The sequence below is a fragment of the Dellaglioa sp. CoH-56-MRSF-12 genome (genome assembly GCF_056782075.1).
On record NZ_JBXAYD010000004.1, the window covers coordinates 151,961 to 174,030 of the forward strand.

General features: G+C 31.9%; 21 protein-coding genes and 2 tRNA genes. 8 read left to right on the plus strand and 15 right to left on the minus strand.

What is annotated here, in order from left to right:
• Positions 1-7: 7 nt before the first annotated feature.
• Positions 8-346 carry a hypothetical protein gene (locus AC1RPY_RS05890; RefSeq protein WP_481761632.1) on the plus strand — a complete coding sequence of 113 codons (339 nt, stop codon included), beginning with the start codon at positions 8-10 and terminating at the stop codon, positions 344-346.
• 54 nt (positions 347-400) lie between these two features.
• Here AC1RPY_RS05890 and AC1RPY_RS05895 read toward each other — a convergent pair whose 3' ends face one another.
• The 3 genes from AC1RPY_RS05895 to AC1RPY_RS05905 form a co-directional block, all read right to left on the minus strand.
• Positions 401-1,324, minus strand: a complete 924-nt coding sequence (locus AC1RPY_RS05895; protein WP_481762191.1) for an IS3 family transposase — start codon at positions 1,322-1,324, stop codon at positions 401-403.
• On the minus strand, positions 1,267-1,752 hold the full coding sequence (locus AC1RPY_RS05900; protein ID WP_481761995.1) for a helix-turn-helix domain-containing protein: 486 nt from the start codon (positions 1,750-1,752) through the stop codon (positions 1,267-1,269). The genes AC1RPY_RS05895 and AC1RPY_RS05900 overlap by 58 nt, the downstream gene beginning before the upstream one ends.
• 98 nt (positions 1,753-1,850) lie before the next feature.
• Positions 1,851-1,923: transfer RNA gene (locus AC1RPY_RS05905), tRNA-Glu, on the minus strand.
• Positions 1,924-2,434: 511 nt separating this feature from the next.
• Here AC1RPY_RS05905 and AC1RPY_RS05910 point away from each other — a divergent pair.
• Positions 2,435-2,507, plus strand: a tRNA-Gln gene (locus AC1RPY_RS05910).
• 477 nt (positions 2,508-2,984) lie between these two features.
• Here AC1RPY_RS05910 and AC1RPY_RS05915 read toward each other — a convergent pair.
• The 3 genes from AC1RPY_RS05915 to AC1RPY_RS05925 form a co-directional block, all read right to left on the minus strand.
• Positions 2,985-3,737, minus strand: coding sequence for a hypothetical protein (locus AC1RPY_RS05915; protein WP_481761916.1), 753 nt, complete (start codon positions 3,735-3,737; stop codon positions 2,985-2,987).
• A 492-nt stretch (positions 3,738-4,229) separates the two neighbouring features.
• Positions 4,230-5,159: a hypothetical protein gene (locus tag AC1RPY_RS05920; RefSeq protein WP_481761917.1), complete on the minus strand. Its 930-nt coding sequence runs from the start codon at positions 5,157-5,159 to the stop codon at positions 4,230-4,232.
• Between the two features lie 272 nt (positions 5,160-5,431).
• Positions 5,432-6,079: a hypothetical protein gene (locus tag AC1RPY_RS05925; RefSeq protein ID WP_481761918.1), complete on the minus strand. Its 648-nt coding sequence runs from the start codon at positions 6,077-6,079 to the stop codon at positions 5,432-5,434.
• Positions 6,080-6,691: 612 nt separating this feature from the next.
• Here AC1RPY_RS05925 and AC1RPY_RS05930 point away from each other — a divergent pair.
• Together AC1RPY_RS05930 and AC1RPY_RS05935 are read left to right on the plus strand one after the other, a co-directional pair.
• Positions 6,692-6,976: a hypothetical protein gene (locus tag AC1RPY_RS05930; RefSeq protein WP_481761919.1), complete on the plus strand. Its 285-nt coding sequence runs from the start codon at positions 6,692-6,694 to the stop codon at positions 6,974-6,976.
• Between the two features lie 160 nt (positions 6,977-7,136).
• Positions 7,137-7,337 (plus strand): cold-shock protein, encoded by a 201-nt coding sequence (locus AC1RPY_RS05935; RefSeq protein WP_057973786.1) that lies wholly within the window; start codon positions 7,137-7,139, stop codon positions 7,335-7,337.
• A 290-nt stretch (positions 7,338-7,627) separates the two neighbouring features.
• On the opposite strand, the gene AC1RPY_RS05940 is transcribed toward AC1RPY_RS05935, so the two are convergent.
• Together AC1RPY_RS05940 and AC1RPY_RS05945 are read right to left on the minus strand one after the other, a co-directional pair.
• The gene (locus AC1RPY_RS05940; protein ID WP_481761920.1) at positions 7,628-9,544 is read right to left on the minus strand and encodes a GH25 family lysozyme; all 1,917 of its coding nucleotides are present in this window, start codon (positions 9,542-9,544) and stop codon (positions 7,628-7,630) included.
• Between the two features lie 138 nt (positions 9,545-9,682).
• A complete protein-coding gene (locus AC1RPY_RS05945) occupies positions 9,683-10,216 on the minus strand; it encodes a PadR family transcriptional regulator (RefSeq protein ID WP_409022286.1) in 534 nt (177 codons plus the stop codon).
• Positions 10,217-10,326: 110 nt separating this feature from the next.
• On the opposite strand from AC1RPY_RS05945, the gene AC1RPY_RS05950 reads away from it, so the two are divergent.
• Positions 10,327-10,875 carry a phenolic acid decarboxylase gene (locus AC1RPY_RS05950; protein WP_481761921.1) on the plus strand — a complete coding sequence of 183 codons (549 nt, stop codon included), beginning with the start codon at positions 10,327-10,329 and terminating at the stop codon, positions 10,873-10,875.
• 69 nt (positions 10,876-10,944) lie between these two features.
• On the opposite strand, the gene AC1RPY_RS05955 is transcribed toward AC1RPY_RS05950, so the two are convergent.
• The 5 genes from AC1RPY_RS05955 to AC1RPY_RS05975 all read right to left on the minus strand — a co-directional run bounded on the left by AC1RPY_RS05955 (position 10,945) and on the right by AC1RPY_RS05975 (position 16,761).
• Positions 10,945-12,291 (minus strand): glucose-6-phosphate isomerase, encoded by a 1,347-nt coding sequence (locus AC1RPY_RS05955; protein WP_481761922.1) that lies wholly within the window; start codon positions 12,289-12,291, stop codon positions 10,945-10,947.
• A 98-nt stretch (positions 12,292-12,389) separates the two neighbouring features.
• Positions 12,390-13,763: an amino acid permease gene (locus tag AC1RPY_RS05960; protein ID WP_481761923.1), complete on the minus strand. Its 1,374-nt coding sequence runs from the start codon at positions 13,761-13,763 to the stop codon at positions 12,390-12,392.
• A gap of 22 nt (positions 13,764-13,785) precedes the next feature.
• Positions 13,786-14,688 carry a GRP family sugar transporter gene (locus AC1RPY_RS05965; RefSeq protein WP_409022282.1) on the minus strand — a complete coding sequence of 301 codons (903 nt, stop codon included), beginning with the start codon at positions 14,686-14,688 and terminating at the stop codon, positions 13,786-13,788.
• A gap of 255 nt (positions 14,689-14,943) precedes the next feature.
• Positions 14,944-16,116, minus strand: coding sequence for a class I SAM-dependent rRNA methyltransferase (locus tag AC1RPY_RS05970; RefSeq protein WP_481761924.1), 1,173 nt, complete (start codon positions 16,114-16,116; stop codon positions 14,944-14,946).
• A 15-nt stretch (positions 16,117-16,131) separates the two neighbouring features.
• Positions 16,132-16,761: a VanZ family protein gene (locus AC1RPY_RS05975; protein ID WP_481761925.1), complete on the minus strand. Its 630-nt coding sequence runs from the start codon at positions 16,759-16,761 to the stop codon at positions 16,132-16,134.
• A 432-nt stretch (positions 16,762-17,193) separates the two neighbouring features.
• On the opposite strand from AC1RPY_RS05975, the gene AC1RPY_RS05980 reads away from it, so the two are divergent.
• The 3 genes from AC1RPY_RS05980 (at position 17,194) to AC1RPY_RS05990 (ending at position 20,537) form a co-directional block, all read left to right on the plus strand.
• Entirely contained in the window at positions 17,194-19,104 is a 1,911-nt protein-coding gene (locus AC1RPY_RS05980; RefSeq protein ID WP_481761938.1) for an LTA synthase family protein, read from the plus strand.
• 116 nt (positions 19,105-19,220) lie between these two features.
• Entirely contained in the window at positions 19,221-19,961 is a 741-nt protein-coding gene (locus AC1RPY_RS05985) for a hypothetical protein (protein ID WP_481761926.1), read from the plus strand.
• 18 nt (positions 19,962-19,979) lie between these two features.
• On the plus strand, positions 19,980-20,537 hold the full coding sequence (locus AC1RPY_RS05990; RefSeq protein ID WP_481761927.1) for a hypothetical protein: 558 nt from the start codon (positions 19,980-19,982) through the stop codon (positions 20,535-20,537).
• Positions 20,538-20,579: 42 nt separating this feature from the next.
• Here the strand turns inward: AC1RPY_RS05990 and dltD are convergent, their stop codons facing one another.
• Positions 20,580-21,827, minus strand: coding sequence for a D-alanyl-lipoteichoic acid biosynthesis protein DltD (gene dltD, locus AC1RPY_RS05995; protein ID WP_481762190.1), 1,248 nt, complete (start codon positions 21,825-21,827; stop codon positions 20,580-20,582).
• Complete coding sequence (gene dltC, locus AC1RPY_RS06000; protein ID WP_481761929.1) at positions 21,828-22,064, minus strand: D-alanine--poly(phosphoribitol) ligase subunit DltC; 237 nt, start codon at positions 22,062-22,064, stop codon at positions 21,828-21,830.
• Positions 22,065-22,070: the final 6 nt, after the last annotated feature.

Sequence of the window (22,070 nt, forward strand, 5' to 3'; positions counted from 1 at the left end):
GTCACTTATGGCTAGTAATTCAGATTCTATATTCTTCGTCTTATCTTATGTCAGACGACATCCAGAAGACGTTTTCTTTTCACGCTTGACCTATACTAATTCAATAACCCTCGTCATACCAGGAAGCGTCAAAGTAGCTGATGCTGATATTTATTTTTTACCAGATAAACTAACTGTTAATCGTCTCACTGATGATTTCGTTTCAAAACACGGTGATTTATTAGATTACTTTAACGATAAATTAGATCATTCCATCCCTGACTATATGGACGTCTGGGTAACAACCGTGTATCTGACACATCATGATAAATATTTAATTGAACTTTCATTTGAACAAAATGTCTAAACAAAAAAGTGATTAAGCAGGTTCTGAAGTGAACCCCAAAAGTTGGAGTAAATATTAAGCGATCATCTGGTCGGTATGTTTTCGATATTCAATCGGAGACATACCGGCCAGTTTTATTTTAATTCTTTTATGATTGTAATAATCAATATAATTTTTTATGGCTACTTTTAAAGCTTCGTATGTCGCATAATCGTGATTATGAACTGTCCCAACTTTTAAAATATGAAAGAAGCTTTCAGCACATGCATTATCTAAACAAGTCGCTTTGCGACTCATACTTTGAAAAATTTTTGCTGATTTGATAATCTCTGTATAACGGCTGTTCTGATATTGAAATCCTTGATCAGAGTGAACTGTCATTCGATAACTGAGATTTGAACGTTTATTGATTAACCGTTTTAGTGGTTCTGTCACAAACTCCACCGTTGGGTGGAGGCTAATTGACCATTGAAGGACTTCACTATTAAATAAATCAATATATGCCGTAAAATAAGCTCTTTCATTTGTACTTTTATTTCCCCATCGTAGTTCAGTGACATCAGTTACTATTTTTTGATAGGATCTATCAGTCTTAAAACGTCGGTTTAAAAGATTGGAAGCTATTTTACCAACAGTTCCTTTATATGAATTATATCTTTTCGTTTTTCGTTCGTAAGCGTGACATAGGAGTTTGTTTTCTCGCATTATTCTCAACACGGTTTTGTGATTGATTTTAATGCCTATGTTACGTAACTCACTTGTTACGGGACGATACCCATAATCAGAATGCCCTTCACAAATTGTTTTAATCGTTTCAATCAGTTCTTTTGAATCTTGTTGGTACTCTCGTTTACAAGCATCATGGTAGCTACTGCTGGACATCAGTCCAGCTTTTAATACGGTTGCCAACTTAATCTGTAATTCACACCTTAACTCAGTGATTATCTGGGCTTTTTCTTGGTTTTTAATCTTTGTTTTTTCTGTATTAAGGCGTCCAATTTTTCCAAGTACGCTACCCGTGCCCTTAGAAAGTCATTTTCTTCTTGTAATTGTTTTGAAGTTTTTGGATTTTTTGATTTAGTCATTTTAGGCAGTTTTCCTTTTGAAGTTTTTAAGCGACCTTGTACCAGTTTCTTTTCCCAGTCCCAAATCACGACAGGATTCTTAATTTTAAAATGACGTGCTGTAACCGGAAAAGAAGCCCTATGTTTTAATCGCCAGTGAATGACCTTCATTTTATAGGAATAATCATAAAATGTCTTCCCTAAATTATTTTCTAAGCCTTGAATCCCAAACATTTTAAAATGATCCAACCATTGATAAATAGTTGCAGATCCCTTGATTCCATACTTCTTCATTAGTAAACCGGCTGGTTTACCTTTCAAATATTCTTTTAGAACTTTTTTCTTTATTTCAACTGTGAACATAGTAAAACCCCCTGAGTTAGATTTCTCCAACTCAGGGGGTTCACTTCATTCCCCTACTTAATCACTTTTTTAAATATTCTAATTAATTACATCTTTTATCGCCCAAACGGGGCTCGAACCCGTAATTCCGCCTTGAGAGGGCGACGTCTTAACCAATTTGACCATTGGGCAAAAATACTCTTTTAAGTATAACCCATATAGATTTGATGTCAATGATTTTTATGCCAAATTAAAAATTGAATAAAACAACAATACAGATACAAACCGAGACAGTACAATGCAGCAGCCCACATAACAAAAGATAACCATTTATATTGTAGGAGAACTTTCGTGGTACCTATCAATAACGTTGTGACACACGCAATCAATAATCTAATGTATAACTTTTTTAATTCACGTCTTAGTTTTATTTCCAATACGTTCGCCTCAAACCCATCTATAGAATAATAACTTAATAAAATGTGCAAAACTTTAGCTTAATTTATTCATTTGTACTTTCTCTACATAACACAATCTTTATGTCCTTCATTATAACGTTATGTATCAATTAGAAAAGTAATCATCACTTTTCTTTATCAATAATTAATCATCTTTACTATTTCTTATTGTTTCAACAAAATATTACTATTTTCTATTTGACAAAAGACCGTTATATCGCTAAAATTAGGAAGTTAATTATTCTTGGGTAATAGCCAAACTGGTAAGGCGCCGGACTCTGAATCCGCAATCTGTAGGTTCGATCCCTACTTACCCAATCAAGTGTTTTCATAGAGTTTCATAAGGTTTCATCTAGATTCAACAAACCGTAGTCAAAACCGTAGTCAAAAAAATAAACTGTACGGGCATGTATGTACTGATGCATCTACTTTCTTAAGTAGGTGCTTTTTATTTTCCCTCAACAAACCGTAGTCATTTCATCACATCTAATTAAATCTACTTCCTTTAGGGTGTCTTGAATGTCTTGATAACCTTTTTAATTGCATCCCTTTAGGGGGTCCGAAATGTCCGAATACTTATTTTTGCCTACATATCTAATAAGTCCCAGGGATGAATAGCTGCACCCATATACTAATATTTGCTAACATATTAGGTATAAATGAAGTATCATTTTGACGAGCTTACTAGAGTTTTGATGAGCTTTATAAAGTATTTTATGGCAAGTTTTGGCAGGTTCTAACACTAACCCTATTACTTACTTTAAGAATACCTAAACATCAATTATAGATAAGGTATTATTTATTACACCTTATCCTCGCCGCTTCGCCTTTTAAAATTTTATTCACTGCATTTAACGGAAAAGATATAGAGTCTATATTTGTTGCAACTGCTGTAAAAATTTTATTAATTTTATTAGTTTCTTGATCTATCAATTCTATATTTTCTTCTTTATTTTTCAATAACCATTTTACTGCCATAGTAAGTTCATCGTATGTTTTCATTAAATCACTCCAAAGTGTAGCAATATTATCTTGATAGGTATCACATTTTTTTGATAATTCGGGTACATAGCTAACGTATGTTTCAAAATAAATTACATATTCATTCTTCAAATTAGTAATTTCATTCAATTTTTCTTTATTAATTTTTGTACCCAAATTACGAATATCATCTATTGTTTCTAATGTACCCTTAGAGAAAATATCTTTTTTCATTAAAATAATATTGGCGGTAAATCTATTATTAATAGAAATTAATCTAGATATGTTCTTAATATCTTCTACAGCAAGGGCATTACTTAACTCATTTTTTCTTTGCTCTTTTAACTGAAACTTTGTATTTATATATGCAAACATAGCTGCACCACCAATACCTATGAAAGAACCTATATAACCTCCCCAAAATCCAAGCCACCCATCACTCGAACCTACTCCTGGAACAATGCCAATAAAAATATTGATGACCCAAGGGATGATAACAGTCACTATCAATATTACTAGTAAAATGAACCATTTATATTTTTTTATAAACCCCCATATTTTACTCACTGCATTACCTCCAAATATCTTATTTACCTCTATATTAAACAATAAAAAACAGGTAAACAATACCTGTCCCAACTCTATGAAATACTATGAAACTCTACGTAACTTAAAAGGTTTATTTTAATGATCACTAGTTACTCAAAAATCACTAAATGATGATTTAACTCACACTAAACTTTTTCACACTTTGAATCTGGCTACCGTTTGTACTTCCAACCGTATCATTCATGATGGATCATTTTAGATAGTATAGTTTATTTCTTTAGCTTTTTAAATGTTTGCACTTTCGTCAACACTATTAGTGTATATACTTTTTAGCTACTATGCTAAGAAATTCATTAATTTTGCTTTTCTAAATTTTAGCTAATATTCTAAGGCCCGGTATTTATCTGAAGATTCCCAGTTCCATATTTCATTTTTTACAAAAAAAGCACTCACGTTTGTGAATGCATTAATGAACCATTATGGAATATCACTATAAAGTATTATATTTATTTAACGGTTTAGCGTAAAGTTTTCTGTATCTATGTCTGGTCTAGTCGAATAGCGTGAGATAGTTTTAAGTGAAACGGTTGTTTTGTTATGATCAGGCACTAGGTAATATTTTTCTCGAAGACTTGCACCCGTGTACACCAACTCTATTTCCCAACCACCATTTCCATAGGGTACGTATCCTCCCAACGCTGCAGGAATATCATCATTATTATTAATTTTAGTTATAGTACTTTTACTTCTATCTGTTATTATCAAGTTAAAATTGCCGTAATTATCATTTGAATTTTCATGTTTGATAATCAGTTTAATCGCTTCATCAATTGATATTGATAGCCCATCACTGGATTGTTGTGTATCATCACTAGCATTGATGATAACGTTATTCACTAGAGTATTTCGACTACCATCAGTTAACTTTTGATTTACATAAGTAGCTATTGTCGACATACCAACTTTTTGTAGTTCATTATCTGCATTGTCATAATAAGCTACAGTATTATGTACATCCCCCAGTAATCTATAATATGGATTATCACCTTTTTGAATATAATACTTAACTGTACTTGAATTAGGTGTTTTAATTGAAACATTGAACCCATCTGCTATTTTATCCGTTAAACCATTCCAAAAACGATTTGCACCATAATAAGCGATTGCTACAGCTGACTGTTTAGGATGGTCTTTCATCTGCTGAACTGTCAGAGTTCCTACATTCCTACTTGCCTGTTTTTTCGTTTCCTGTAATTTACTTTTTTCTTTTTTTAACGATGAAACTTCTCTACTCATTGAACTAGCTATTTTCTTTGAACTTGCTTGTGATTTACTAGAATCAATAGAAGATGATTCATCCTTTTTTGAATTGCTGCTCCCACACGCAGTTAATGATAATAACATCATTGCTATCCCACACGTTACCAATACCTTTTTCATTTTGAAACTCCCCTAAAATTTATTTACCTTTAAATTAAACACTAAAAATGATAGGTAATCAATATTCGTATTCACCTTATGCACTTTTATAAAACTCTGTACAACATAATCTATATTTTCATACTAATAGTCGCAGGTTTTGTTAGATTTTTAACCATTCAAAGATATTTTATACTAAGTTTGTTCAGCCCCAAATGCCGCAATAACCCGTACGACATTTTCTATTTTGGCGTACAAAAAAACATCCACAGTATGGATGTTTCAATTAACCATTATATTTTATTTTGAGTTTGCTGTGCGTCTATTGCATCTTTGGCAGTCGTTTCTAATGCAAACTCATAAGTAAGCTTTGTTCCATTAGATTGTTTTTCTATCCATTCTCCATATGTTATATGTGATCCCTTTATTGTGTAAGGTATGCGATGTGAACCAGATTCACCCCTCATTATAATAAACTTATCGGTTATCTTATACGTATAATTATAGGCTCTATCTTTTCCCAGCTGTGTACGAACCACTGTATCACTTTTTGCGTAACCTAGAGTAATTAAATCAAAAAGGGAGTGCCGTGGAGCAGTACCATCTTCCATAGCTTTACTGATGTCCTCACCATTATATTTGATTGGAGCAAAACTAAATCCTTTTTTTAATTCATTTCTCACAAGATTAGCTGCCTTAGATGACCTTTCAGCTACCATACTTGATTCTTTGGCAGCTGATTCTGATGATGCTTTACTTTCAGAAGATACTTTTGCTTTTTTTATAGACTCTTTCTTATTTGATTCACTTTTTGATTTCTGCAAACTAGATGATTTTACCTCAGATGATGACGATTCCTTACTTGCACTATTGCTGTTCCCACATGCAACTAATAATAATGCAACCATTGTTGAAGCACATAATACGACTACCCTTTTCATTATCCAACACCCCTTTATTTTTATACACTCACATATTAAACACTAAAAAAAGCAGGTAAACAATACCTACCTCCTTTGTATGTACACTCTAAATACTTCAATAAAGTAATAAAGGGTTATATTTTAAAGTTTCTAACATTCATACCCGCTATTAATTTTTAATGCTATATATATTTTTAATTGACGAAGGCTACCAACAAATTCTGCTGGTAGCCTTCTCACTGAATATTTATATTTAATTTTGAGTTAATTAATTTTAAAATAAGTTACTAATTCTACTTCTAAACGATGTAACCCTACCTACTTTACATCCTTGCAACTCCTTGGTTGCGCCAGCGTGAATAAATGAATAGAAATCATCAAACTGAATAATTTATACTAAGAATATTAATATTGAGCTACTATAACCTTAACATGTTTTTGTTTATTGTCAATTTTTCCGAATGATTTATATAGTATTTTCTCATTTTATGTTCTATTTATGATATACTAAATGAGATATTTTAATGATGGTACTTAAATTAATAAAGTGACAGCAACTTAAATCCCCGATTCAATTCTGTCTCCTTCATTTTGAATACACTATAATAATAGTTTGGAGGTTTATACACTATGTTAAGTAAGACAAAAAAATTCTTAAGAGCAAACAAAATTTATTACGATAAAGAACATCTCAATCCATTAATGGTTCCAGATCGTATTTACGTACTTAATTTTGGCTTAGATGAGGATGATCTCAATAATAGATTTATCGTTGAATACACGTATACTTGGACTGGTCGAATCAAAATTAATAAAATTACGATTCGACTTCATAATCAAGTTAGCCCACATGAATTTCGTAATGAAACAGAATTACTGCATTATCTTAAAAAACACACTAAATCGAGCAAATAACATTTGCATTAATCGTCATTAGATGTTATATTAAACTTATGTATTTATGGTTCGGTTATTTAAAGGTGATTTGTTTCATTTATGAACACACTTCTTTTTAATAGTTCAATCAACAAATGCAAAATATATTAGTGCTTACAGCACATGGAGGTTTCATATTATGGAACAAGGTACAGTAAAATGGTTTAATGCAGATAAAGGTTTTGGTTTTATTACTCGCGAATCTGGCGACGACGTTTTCGTTCATTTCTCAGCTATCCAAGGTGACGGTTTTAAATCACTTGACGAAGGCCAAGCAGTTACTTTCGATGTTGAAGATTCTGATCGTGGACCACAAGCAACTAACGTTGTTAAAGCTTAATTATAAGCCTTTGAAACTTACCTTCGGGTAGGTTTTTTTTTTGCAATAATAACCGTATACCCTCTCATCAGCTGCTGTTGTATGACTGTATTTTTAAATTAAATAATTATTTATCATCCGGTTCCTACTATGCACTTTAGGTTACGTTCAAAATCAACTTTAAATTTATCAATATAAAAAATGCCTCATAATTATTAGACGTAGGTCTAACGATTATGAGGCATTTTTAAGTCACACTGTCTTTCAATATCATAATTCATCAACAACAATTAACTTAGAACTATTTTCATTTAAAATGCGTTGCTGTTTACATATCCTTGCCACTTACCATTTGCATTGTATATCGAGTAATATTTATTGCCATTAATTGAATAAGCATATTTTACTGTATATTTCGTACCTGAGTTAGCTATAGTTGACCCTTTTTTTACCGTCCAATTAAAATTACCCCAGATATCATAGCTTCTTTTAACAGAGACAATTTTATTGTATTTAGTATAAATATGGCTAGTTGCTTTATTATTCACATAACCCATCCATTTACCGGCATCGTTATAAAGTGAGTAGTAAATATTTCCGTTTCCTGTAGTATATCTGTATCTAACGTTATATGTTTGACCATAGTAATTACTAGAAGTACTTTTTTTAGATGACCACAAGAAATTACCCCAGACATTATAACCTTTATCGCTAATTTTGACCTTTGCCTTTAATGATTTAGCTACTAAGGTATTCGTAGCATTACTGTTAACATAGCCTTTCCAAACATTATTACCATTATATAGTGAGTAATACGTATTACCATTAATCTTATACGCATATTTAGCATTGTATGTCTGTCCGGAGTTAGTAACTGTAGATCCTTTTTTACTTGTCCAATTAAAATTACCCCAGATAGTATAGCTATTTTTAACAGAAACAATCTTATCATATGATGAATAAACTAAATTTGAAGCATTACTATTCATATAACCTAACCATGTACCTGCATTATTATAAAGTGAATAATAGACGTTACCATTACCCAATGTATATCTGTATCTGACATTTAAGTTTTGACCATAATAATTAGCTGTTGTTCCTTTTGCTGACGTATAGAAAAAATTACTCCAGATAGTATAATCACGTTTAGTAATTTTAGCGGTTGCTTTAAATTCTTTAGCTGAAGCAACCTCCATTGCGTTACTATTTACATATCCAGCCCATTTGCCTTTACTATCGTACAATGAGTAATATTTGTTACCATTACTGTGATTATAGTAATATTTTGCGCTATAAACTTTTCCAATTTTTCCAGTTGTCGTATTTTTAACTTTATTCCAACTAAAATTACCCCAAACATTATATCCAGATTTTTTAATTGAAACTAATTCATTATAACTTTGTGCTTTCCCAGCTGCGTTCGTGGGTGGTGTACTTTCTGTTGGTTTGTTATCTGTTGATGCACTTAAAAACCAATCAGCATTTTTACCAGACATGATACTTGCATCAATGTTTCCAACCCCTGATAAACCATGATTTGTAAAGTTACTTGTATATTGCCATAACGAATGACTTGTTTCCATTGGCTCATTACTTTGGTATGCAGCTAACCAAAAACCATCATATGCGTTAACAGCCGTACTGGCATATGTTTTCATAAAACTAGCATAAGAGTAAAGTATAATTTTACGATTACCTACATATTTAGCCATCTCATCAGCCCAGGCTTTTGTTGTGGCGTTAGTATTTGCTTTGCTAGCATTCGTAACCGTTTGATCTTCATAATCATTGACAAAGAACTTAGCATCCTTGGCACGGTTATATAAGTCTTTCGCTTCTACTCTAGCATCAGCAACATTTTCATATTGGCTAAATGAATAAACACCATATGGAATATTATATTTCTTCATCATCGCAATATTATGATCAATCACTAAATCTTTACGATTTGACCCATATTGAACACGTAAAATAATAAATTTAAAATTTTTCTTTAATACTTTAGCTTGTGCATCTGTAAATGATCCTTGAAATTCTGATAAATCAGGAATTGAATTATCGCGATTTGTAGCCGATTTACTCAATAAAGATGCTGATTTAACTAATGATTCAGGTACATTTGACCCCATCACACCTTCAGGCTTCGAAGTATTAGCCGAGGCCTGATATGCTCCGATACCAATACCTACTATCACACTAGATAAAAATAATACATATTTCGTCATTCTTTTCAAAATAGAAACCGCCCTTTTATTTTTTGTTTAATAACCATATTCTAGCATAATTTATAAGTCAAAAAGATTAAGATTAGAAAAAAAGACCTTCAATAAAAAAATAATAGACGTTTTATAAGCGTCTATTATTTAATTAAGATACTTTTTAAACCACTTAACACAGTATTTTTCTCGTTCAATTGCATGATCTAAAATCAAATAATGACCATATTGTTTGTTGATTTCTTCTTCTGAGAAAAAAATTAATTTCATTCTTCCTTCAAGATGATCTAATTTTACTTGATGTAACTGTAATTGCTCAATTAATCTTTGCTGTAATTGAACGTCATCTTTATTTTTAATAAAATAAAGTTTCAAAATAAATTCGTCTTTAATCGGTTTTAATTCCCCACTATCTGATACTAACCAATCCATTAAAACTTTTTTACCTTGTGATGTAATAGAATATATTTTCTTTTCTAACTTAGTACCTGCTATTTCAATTTCATGCGTAATGTATCCATCTTTTTCCATTATTTTAAGAGCAGGATAAATTTGACTATGTCCTGCTTGCCAAAATTCTCCAATATCAGTCGTAAATGCTTTAGTTATATCGTACCCCGATAATGGTTCTTGATTCAATAATCCTAAAATAATATATTGTAATTTATTTTTTTTTGCCATTTTTCCCCTTAACTTGACTTTTAATACTTATCAGTATACTATAATCAAGTAAACAAAAACATGTAAACTTTTACATGTATAAATAAACACTTTAAAGGAGAACAAAAATTATGACAAATACAGAAAAAAAGTTTAAAACATTAGATGATTTCTTAGGTACACATTTTGTATATACTTACGATAACGGTTGGGAATATGAATGGTACGCTAAAAATGATCATACTGTTGACTACCGTATCCATGGTGGTATGGTTGCTGGACGTTGGGTAACTGATCAAGAAGCTCACATCGTTATGCTTACTGAAGGTATTTATAAAATTGCTTGGACAGAACCTACAGGTACTGATGTCGCTCTAGATTTCTTACCTAACGAAATGAAAATTAACGGAACAATCTTCTTCCCTAAATGGGTTCAAGAACATCCTGAAATTACAGTTACTTACCAAAATGACCATATCGATTTGATGGAAGAATCTCGTGAAAAATACGAAACATATCCTAAAATGGTTGTCCCAGAATTTGCTACAATCACTTACATCGGTGATGCCGGTCAAAATAACGAAGATGTTATCAATGAAGAACCTTATGTTGGTATGCCAGATGATATTCGTAATGGTAAATATTATGACGAAAATTACAAAATGATCAAAAAGAACTAATTTATTCCAAATAAAAATCGTCTGAACTTTTAAAAGTTCAGACGATTTTTATTTTATAACTTTTTTATCTTAAAGACGTGCATTTAATTCTTTTGAAAGGTCTTCGAAGCCAGGTTTACCAAGTAAGGCAAACATGTTCTTTTTGTATGCTTCAACACCTGGTTGGTTAAATGGGTTAATTCCATTCAAGTAACCAGATACAGCTACAGCTGCTTCAAAGAAGTAAATTGTATATCCTAATGTGTAAGCGTCTTGTGTAGGAATGTTCAAAATCATGTTAGGAACATTACCATCAGTATGAGCTAAAACAACACCTTGGAAAGCCTTTGTATTAACAAAGTCCATTGTCTTACCTTCTAAGTAGCCTAAGCCATCAAGATCGCCCTCTTCTTCAGGAATAGCAGTATCATTAACGGGAGTTCCCACATTAATTACAGTTTCCATCAAGTTACGACGGCCTTCTTGAATATATTGGCCTAATGAATGTAAATCAGTTGAGAAATTAGCTGAAGATGGGTAAATACCCTTTTGATCTTTACCTTCAGATTCGCCCATCAATTGTTTCCACCATTCTGAGAAATATTGTAAACTTGGTTCGTAGTTTTCTAGAATTTCAGTTGTGTAACCTTTACGGTATAAAATATTACGTAAAGCTGCGTATTGATATGCTTCATTTTTTGTTAAATCAGCATCTGAATATTCAACACGTGCGTCTTCAGCACCTTGCATCAAGGCATCAATATCAGCACCTGAAGCAGCAATTGGTAATAAACCAACAGCAGTAAGAACTGAGAAACGGCCACCAACGTCATCAGGAATAACAAATGCTTCATAGCCTTCAGAATCAGCTTCAACTTTTAAGGCACCAACTTTACGATCAGTTGTAGCGTAGATACGTGAGTTAGCTTCTTCTTTACCATATTTTGCGATTAATTTTTCTTTGAAAACACGGAAAGCAATTGAAGGTTCTGTTGTTGTACCTGATTTAGAAATAATATTAACTGAGAAATCACGATCACCAATTAAATCTACTAAATCATGTACGTATGAAGGACTAATTGAATTTCCAGCAAATAAGATTTGAGGTGCATTTCTTTTTTCAGCTGGTAATAAGTTATAGAATGTATGGTTTAAGAATTCAATAGCTGCGCGAGCACCTAAATATGAACCACCAATACCGATAACGACTAAAACTTCTGAATTAGATTGAATTTTTTTAGCTGCTGTTTTAATACGAGCGAATTCTTCTTTATCGTAGTCTTTAGGTAAATCTAAAAATCCACGGAAATCACTACCTGCCCCTGTACCGTTGCGTAATTCACTATCTGCTGCAGTAACAAGTGCTTGCATTTCGCCAAGTTCATTGTCTTGGACGAATTTTGATAAGTTAGAACTATCGAATGAAATATGTGCCATTTTAATTATCTCCCTCATATTCTTTATTTAACAACTTACATTATACAATACTTAGTAGAAAATATAACAGTCAAACAGAACTTTAATTACAAATTCCGTTATTTTTTTTGTTTACTATGAGAATATCCGTAACCGTAATAAGCAACTAATCCTATAATAATCCAAATTAGAAAGGCAACCCAGATATTAATCGGTAACTGAATCATCAAATAGACTGAAATAATTATAGACAAGATTGGTAACAATGGTACAAATGGAACTCTAAATTGGCCTTTACTAGGTTCACCAAATTGTTTCCTTAAACTTATTAATGCCAAAGCCAAAATAACAAGTACGGTTAACGTTACAATATTAGTCAATTTGGCTAAACTTTCAATAGACACTAACCCACTTGCAATCGCAATAAAAATACCGACTGTCCATGATGCTGCTTTGGGCGCATTCGTCTTATCGCTAATTTTTGCTAAGTATTGGGGCAATAATCCGTCTCTCGCCTCCGAATAAATCATTCTCGATAAACCATAGGCTAATGCAATTAAGACGCTTAGAAGCGTTATTATTGCACCTACCGAGATTATATTTCCAATAATACTCTGATTTACAAATCGCATCGCAAATGCAACTGGATCACTAACATTTAATTGTGTATACGGGACAATTCCGGTTAATACTAACGTAACAATAATATAAAAAATAGCAGAAATACTTATCGCACCAATAATTCCTTTTGGAATTGTCTTTTGCGGATCAATTACTTCGTCTGATGCCATCGCAATAGATTCAAACCCTAAAAAGGCAAAAAATACTAATGCGGCCCCACTCATTACCCCACTTGTACCAAATGGCATAAAGGGTTGCCAGTTACCAGGTTTAATGTAAAAAACACCCACTACTATAAATAAAAGAATAATCGCAAATTTTACAAATACCATTATTTTGCTTAAACGTAGTGCCTTTTTTGCTTCAAATGTTGTTAACCATGTAACGACTAACGTAATTATAACAGCAATAATATCGATATATGACCCTCTTGCTGCATTATACGATGCACTCAGCGCAACAGGCAGGTGGATATTAAGCCCTATCAAGAACCCCTGCATATACGCAGACCAACCTGAGGCAACAGAAGCCCCCGCTAGAATATATTCACAAATGGTAAACCAACTAACGAACCAGGCTATAAACTCACCAAAAATAACATAAACATAATTATACGAACCACCAGAAACTGGTATTCTTGATGAAAATTCTGCATAAGAAAAGCCGTTCATTATAACTGCAATTGCGGCAATAATAAACGACAAAATAAGGGCAGGACCAGCCTCTTGACTGGCAGCATTCCCCGTAACAACGAAAATACCTGTACCAACTGTTGCGCCTAACCCTAAAAGAATGAGATCACCGGTTTTAAGGGTTCTTTTTAATTTACTAACATGATGAGTTGTCGCAAATTCTTTTTTCCTTAAATCCATCGATTAACACTCCTTCACCATTTTATAAAGTTTTCATAATTCCTAACATAATAACACCTAAAATAACAAATATTGATCCAAGTGTGACATAAATCATCTCATGCTTAGTCTTCTTTTCTCCTAATAAGTAGATACTACCGAATGTTGAAATAACCACTCCCATTTGAGAAAATGAAAAACTAACAGCTTGACCTAATTTAGGAATTGATAAGAACATAAAGATGTTACCAGCGCCCCAAATAAGTCCCGTTAATACATTTTTAAAAGTTGATGAGTGCATAATAACTTCATTTGCAATAAGCGCAACAAATCCAGCACCTATAACCATACCAACAGCTTGTGGCAAGATTGTTGCCATTGTAAATGCACGTGATTCATCAGCAGTCATGCCCACTGTTGCATAATGAACAACAATTGTATAACCTACGTAACCAATTGTTGACAAAATAATAGCACGTACACCAGCAGCAGTATTCTCATTTTTTTCTGAATCAGATAGAACTGAATTTTTTTTATCTCTCAATGATGTCAAAGCAGCACCAGCAATAATAACGATCATCGCTATAGTACCAATCACAACCATTTGAGTTGTCTTCCATTCATTAAACAGTATGACACCTGCCAACGCATTACCAGCTAACTGTAAGCCTGTTGAAACAGGAACTGTTTTTGAGATTCCGATTGCTTTCATAGCATGGAATTGTTGATTTTGACCTAAACTCCAAAATAAACCAGAAACGATACCAATAATCCAGACTTTTGTGTCCATTTCTGGTTGATAAATACCATAAATGGCAATTCCAAAAATCAAGGCACCCCATGTCATACCAACTGTTTGTTGGTTGGCAGTTCCGCCAAGTTTTCCACTTATAAGTCCAATACTACCCCATGCAATTGCAGGGATTACTGCCATTAAGATAATCATAATTAATTAAATCCTCTACTCTCTCTCTTTTATTCTTTTTTCGCGATTTAACTATTTTAGCAGTAAAGTAACCGTATTTACAACCCTTAAAACAAAAATTTGATGATAGCTTTAGCAACATTTGAAACGGGTTACATTCGAAATCCATCAAAAACACTCATAAACGTTTAATTACAAGCATTTTGTTTTTATGAATTTTTTATATTTTACGAAAAAAAACAATCCTATTTAATAATAAATAGGATTGTTTTTTAATTAATCAACTTTAATAACTAACGTTTTTAAATAATTACCTTGACGATATTCCTTGTTTGTTACAAAGTCACTTGATAAACGGAATGTTTCAAGTAATGTAAATGAACGATTCTTATTAGCAAAAGCTTCTGTGATTTGTTCTTTTAATTTTTTGAGCGTCAATCCTGCCGAATTAGTTGAGAACATGATAACACCATCTTTTTGTGTAATATCAATAGCATCTTCAGCAAGTTGAACATAATCTTTTTGAACTGAGAATGTTCTTTTCTTTGAACGTACAAAACTTGGTGGATCCAAAATAACTAAATCATAGTTAATATGGTGTTTCTTTGCATAATCTAAATAGCCGAAAACATCCATTCCACGAATTTCTTGTTTTTCAGGATCAATATTATTAAGTACAAATTGTTCTTTTGTACGATCAATATTTTTATTATTCACATCTACACTAACTGTTTTAAGTGCGCCACCTACTGATGCAGCAACTGATGTTGCACCTGTATTACTAAATCCGTTAAACACAAGTTTTCCTTCAGCATATTTATTCATAATTGCTTTACGCATTTCACGTTGTTCTAAGAAAAGTCCTGTCGTTGTTTCATTAAGATATGCAGCAAATTGAAGGCCATTTTCTTGAACAATAAGTGGCGTAGGTGCATCTTTTCCACGAACTTTGAATGTTGATGGTTCACCCTTTGTATCGTAACGAAGATTAGCATAAATACCTTTATAACTTGTAACTGCATCAGAAAATGCACTATAAATCATATCTTTGTGTTGGTAAAGACCTAAGCTATACCAAGTAAATACATAATAATCGTCGTAATAATCAATTGTTAATCCACCGATACCTTCACCTTCACCGTTAAAGAAACGAAAGGCATTCGTCTCCTTATTAGTAAATAATGATTTACGGTTCATTCGAGCGTTATTAAATAATTTTGAGAAAAAATCTTCATCAATACGTGATTCTTCATTTCGTGAAAAAATCCAGCCATCCCCACGATTTTGTTCTGCAAAATAACCATAAGCGACAAATTGATTATGTAGCGTTAATGCAACCCATTCTCCTTCTTTAAAATCACGAGTTGTTTGTAAATCTTCCTTATCAATTAATGGGTATCCATTTTTAAACTTTTTTGCTGCATGTGAAATAATTTCTACTTTTCTCAATGACTAGCACTCCTTCTATTTTTTAACGTCTTTTTTATTTAATATTTGATTTAAGATAAGATATAGCCCACAGCCTATCAATGTACCCAATGAATTAAAAATGATATCATCTATATCACTAACTCCGGATCCTAGTACAAACTGTCCACATTCAATAGCGATTGATAAACAAATACCAACCAACATTGTTTTTACTAGAGAATACTTTTTAAATTGCTTTAGACTGGGTAAAATAATTCCTAACGGAACAAACCAAAGAATGTTACCATATAGATTATACACGAAATCGAACAAAGATTGTCCATTTGTCAGTTTAATTGTTTCAATTAACGGTGTCCAATTGATAGAATGAAAATTATAGGTTGAATTCAATCGGATATCCCATGGGAAATAGACATATCTAAATACCGTCAATTCAACTAATAAAACGAGGTACGCAACTAATAATAGCCTTACAAATTCTGTTCTGAAGTTTATTTTTTTCTTTTGATACAACCCTATACTTACTCGAATAACAAGATACACGATTAAGTAAAAAATTGTTTTATCAACACTTAAAAAAATAAGATGGATTAATGGAAAGTGGTTAATACCTTGTGAGTAATGATGTAAAACGTATTCATATAATTTTGATAAAAATAACATTCTTTCAACCTCACCTTCCATCTTCTCCTATATTAACAAATAAAAACATGATATTTTAGTATGTACCATTATTTTTCATGTAAATTTAATAAGTTAAAAATGCATTAACAAAGCTTAGCATCAATTGACACAAATTTAATATAGACTGTAAACTACAGTTACGATTTTAATTTGATTATACTCGAAAGGACGGTTCAAACCGTGCAGACACTCAAACGATTTAGAACATTTCTAAACACAAAGCTTGGATTTTTCACCCTACTTCTGTTTCTTTTCTGGTTAAAAACAATTACTGCATATCTTATTGATTTTAACCTTGGTGTTTCAGGAATTTATCAATACTTTGTCCTTTTGTTAAATCCACTTGGCACAACCATGCTACTACTCGGACTTGCATTATACATTAAAAAACCAGTTATTTCATATTTGACTATGTTTTTAATTTACATTGCGAACTCAGCATTACTATTTTTTAATGTTATTTATTATCGAGAATTTACTGATTTTATGACAATTAATACAATGTTAGGTTATTCTAAAGTTTCTGAAGGTATTAGTGGCAGCTCTTTTGCTTTAATGAAACCACACGATATTTTTTACGTCATTGACTTAGTGCTTATTATTTGCTTATTCTTAACTCGCTATTTAAAATTTAACACTCGACCATTCAGTAAACTTAACGCGTTTGCAATTACATCATTCTCAATAATGCTAACATTGGCAAGTTTAACATTAGGCGAAATTGACCGACCACAATTAATTACGAGAACGTTTGATCGTAATTATATTGTTAAATACTTAGGAATTGATTCATATACCGTCTACGACAGTTTCAAAACAGTTAAAAACAATCGGGTTCGCGATACTGCTGAAAGTTCTGATTTAAATGATGTCCTTGATTTTACAAAGTCACATTATGCAGCACCTAATCCAAATATGTATGGTATCGCAAAAGGTAAAAATGTTATTGTGCTCCATTTAGAAAGTTTTCAACAATTTTTAATTAACTTTAAGGTGAATGGAAAAGAAGTCACACCCTTCTTAAATTCTCTATACAATGGTAAAGAAACTTATAGTTTTCCTAATTTTTTCAATCAAGTCGGACAAGGTAAAACATCTGATGCTGAGAATCTCTTAGAAACAAGTATCTATGGATTACCTCAAGGATCTGTTTTCACATCTCTTGGATCCGAAAATACATTTGAAGCAGCTCCCGCTATCTTAAATCAAACCGCTGGTTATTCTAGTGCTGTTTTCCACGGTAATATTGGATCATTTTGGAACAGAGATTCCGTTTATAAAAGTATGGGATACCAATACTTCTTTGATTCAAGTTATTATGATACGTCTGCAAATAACACTCTAGAATACGGTCTAAAAGATAAGTTATTATTCAATGATTCAGTTAAATATTTAGAAAAATTACAGCAACCTTTTTATGCAAAATTCATTACCGTGTCAAATCATTTCCCATTTGATATTGATTCAAAAAATAAAGACTTTGAAGTTCCAGATACAGGTGATACGTCTGTTAATAATTACTTCCAAACGGCTCATTATTTAGACGAATCAGTTAAAGAATTTTTCACATACTTAAAAAAATCTGGATTATCTAATAATACAATGGTTGTCCTCTATGGTGACCATTACGGTATTTCAAATTCAAGAAATGTGAAGCTTGCTAAACTTCTTGGTAAATCATCCGAAACATGGAGCTCATTTGATAATACACAATTACAACGTGTTCCATTTATGATTAATATTCCTGGAAGTAAAAATGGTGGCATCCAAAATCAATATGGTGGTGAAGTTGATGTCTTACCTACCCTTCTTCACTTATTAGGCCTAGATTCGTCATCATATGTTCAATTTGGGACAGATTTATTTTCTAAGAATCACGATCAGACAGTTGCGTTTAGAAATGAAAACTTCATTACACCTAATTATACTGTTTTAGATTCTACAATTTATGATAATGTAACAGGTAAAGAAGTTACGCACCCTTCTAAAATTGTTAAGGAAACAATAAAGAAAGATCAGACAAAAGTCAGTACCGAACTAAATTTATCGGATACAGTCAATAATCAAAACTTATTACGTTACTATACACCAAAGAATTTTAAGCCAACGCAACCAAGTGACTATAACTATAAGAATCAATATAGTAAATTACTAAAATTACAAGAAACGCTTAAAAACAATTCGACAAGCCTCTATTCAAAACATGGCAATAAGTCGACAACAACCTTATATCAAACAGATGCTCCTGAATTAAAGGCACCAACTGCAAGTTCTTCTTCAAAAACTGTTACAAGTTCAAGTTCAAGTACCAGTTCAAAATAAACGCTACCGAAAAATAAATTTCGGTAACGTTTATTTTTTTATTCTAAACAACTTCACATAATGTTCATAACTATTATTTAAAATTAGTCATATAGATTAATCGAAGAGGTGTCATTATGTCTTTAATTCTACAATCATTATCTAGTATTTTTTATCATAAGAAACAAACAGTTGGGTTATTTATCATATTTTTTTTCACAATACTAATCGGTCTCTCAAACTTATTATTTAATCAAATTTCATTTGAATCATTTAAAAGTTTTAAAAAAATGCTTGCTCATATTAATGTTAATAGTACATCTAGTTCTAATTTACTTAGTGTCTTAACAGATATTCATAAACAACAAGTCAGCCTAATCTACCCTATTATTATTGGGTTATTGATAGCGGGTATTACTATCAGTATTGTTGTTTATAAAAAAATCATCAACAAGCGTATCAACGAATATCTTAGTTTACACAATATCGGCGAAAGTCAGCCTAAAGTCGCATTTGCATTCGCTCTTGAAGTCCTTATTATCTTTATAGCAGCATTAATTTTAGTGATAATTTTAATTTTCTTCTTTAAAAATAACTATACTTCATTGCTGAGAGAACTAAATATTTATTGGCTAACCCATTCATTAGCTATGCAACTTTCTCCCTCAGAAATATCCTCTGAGTTATTAGAATTACTGTCACATAAATTAACCAATTTTAATGGGAATTTTTTAATTTCCTCTACAAACGTACAATTTAGTACATTAATCTCGCAAGAATCATTCATTAATTCTGCATATCTATTTGCTGGCGGTATAACTATTAGCCTTATTTCATTCCTATCTGTCTTATTCTCTACCCGTAACTCATCTCATTAAATTATAGGAGGCATCACAATGCAACTAAAAAAATACACTAATACAACTCAATCATTAACCTCATTATTCCCTACCCATTCGGTTTCAATCATTTTAGATAAATCATTTGAATTCGTAAATCAACTTGAAAATCAAGACTTTATTAATTCAAATTTAGTTACTTTAATCACAATTGAAGAACTAAGCTTAATAGTTCCTTATCTAACTATCACACAAAATATGGGTTTAACATCTAAGAAACAGCACAAAAAAACATATAAAACTATTTCAAAATTAATTTATGGACAATATTTTCACCACTATTCACCGAATTTTATCAACAAAAAAACGACTGATTTAAGTCACTTTGATGAAACACTTATTTTAATTTTTAGAGCTATCTTAAACGATTATTCGGTGATCATTTTATCAGGCTTAATTGATGAATTTTCAATAATAGAAACAAGATTCTTCATTGATTTAGTCACAGAATTAACCTGCCAATTAGATTTAAGCATTATTATCACAACTAAACAGACAGAGTTACTTACTCAACCGCAAATCATTCCCTTTGCAGAATCTCCTATAATAGAATAAACCCTCATTGCATATGCAATAAGGGTTTATTCCAATTATTTTTTATTCTTGTTGCCAATCTTCTGAGTAATAATAATTATTTAAATGATATTTAGGTTTAACTTGTTTTTGAGTCAGGAATGGGTTCACATAACTATCAACCGCAACCCAACCTTTCCAACCTAAATGAATCGTATCTTCCATGAAGTATTCTTCATTACCATCTTTACTGAAATCAGCAATTTTATTAAATCCTTGGGATTTCAATTGCTTTGTAACCTTACCATCAAAGTTAGCTAGCATCTTCGACGATAGTCCAGTATAACTTGCCCAACGTTGGTTTACAGGTGGAATAATAAACAAGACGTCAGTATGTTCTTTAGCAAACTGATTTAAAATTAATTGGAAATCTGAAAATTCAACAGAATGATCATAATTTAATTTAGTCTGTGTACCTGCAAGCTTACCAATTTTTTTGTTAAGCTTATTTTTATCCCAATAACTATTTTTGATTGCAAAATCATTATTGGTTGTCCATTTAGCACCATATTTACCGGCAAGAATATTTAATTTATTTAAATCATATTTTGCTGGAAGGTTCTTAGTTTGTTTGTCGATAGTCTGTGTTCGATCGGCCATCGGAAAACCTGAGAATAATTGATCTTCATGATTCAAAATCGTTAATTTCAAGCGAAGCATCGTAGCATCCGCTTCAGATAACGACTGTCCTTCAGCAATTTTATGCATTGCATTCAGTACAGATTCATTTCCTTCACCAGACATTAAAGTAATAAATCTGTTGGCAGCATAACGATCTGACAGGCTGTTAGCATTTGCAGATAGTAACCACTCTGTTGTTTGTAATGGTGAATAAAAATTATTAAATACCTGCTTTCTTACACCATTAGGAACAAACCATTGTGGTGATACCACCATAACTGCTTTTTTATTTCTTAATTGATTTTTGATACCTTGTAAATAAAAATAATGATTAAGCGATTGTGTCCCACCAGTTCCCATTAAAAATGGACGATATGAACGATTATATTTTTTCGCTAAAACTGAAGGATGCATCGAATCCATCCGTGAAAATTCGGATGAACCGATAAATGCCACATAACCATCATCTAATGCCTTTTGACGAATAGCAGAGCCCTTTAAAATTAAAGTAGATTGCGATACTGCTGCTTTTTCTTCAGTTTTTGCAGAACTGAAATTATAATTGACTGGTGCAAGTAGTATGGCTAATAGTAATGCAACAGCCAAAACAACAGGCCCAATGATCATGAATAACTTCTTTTTCAATCCCATTTAGATCAAGCTTTCTACTTTTGCAATAATTAAATTTGGTGTTGCCCACTCAGAACGTTCAAACTCTGAAATTGGAATATCAACACCTAATTCATTTTGTAATTCTAAGATTAATTGAATTGAACCCATTGAATCTAATAGGCCTTCATCAAAAACATTTAAATCTAAATTATTTCTAACTTCTGCGCTACCTGTTGTCTCTTCTAATATATCTAAAACTTTATCTTTTGTGTTCATATCAAT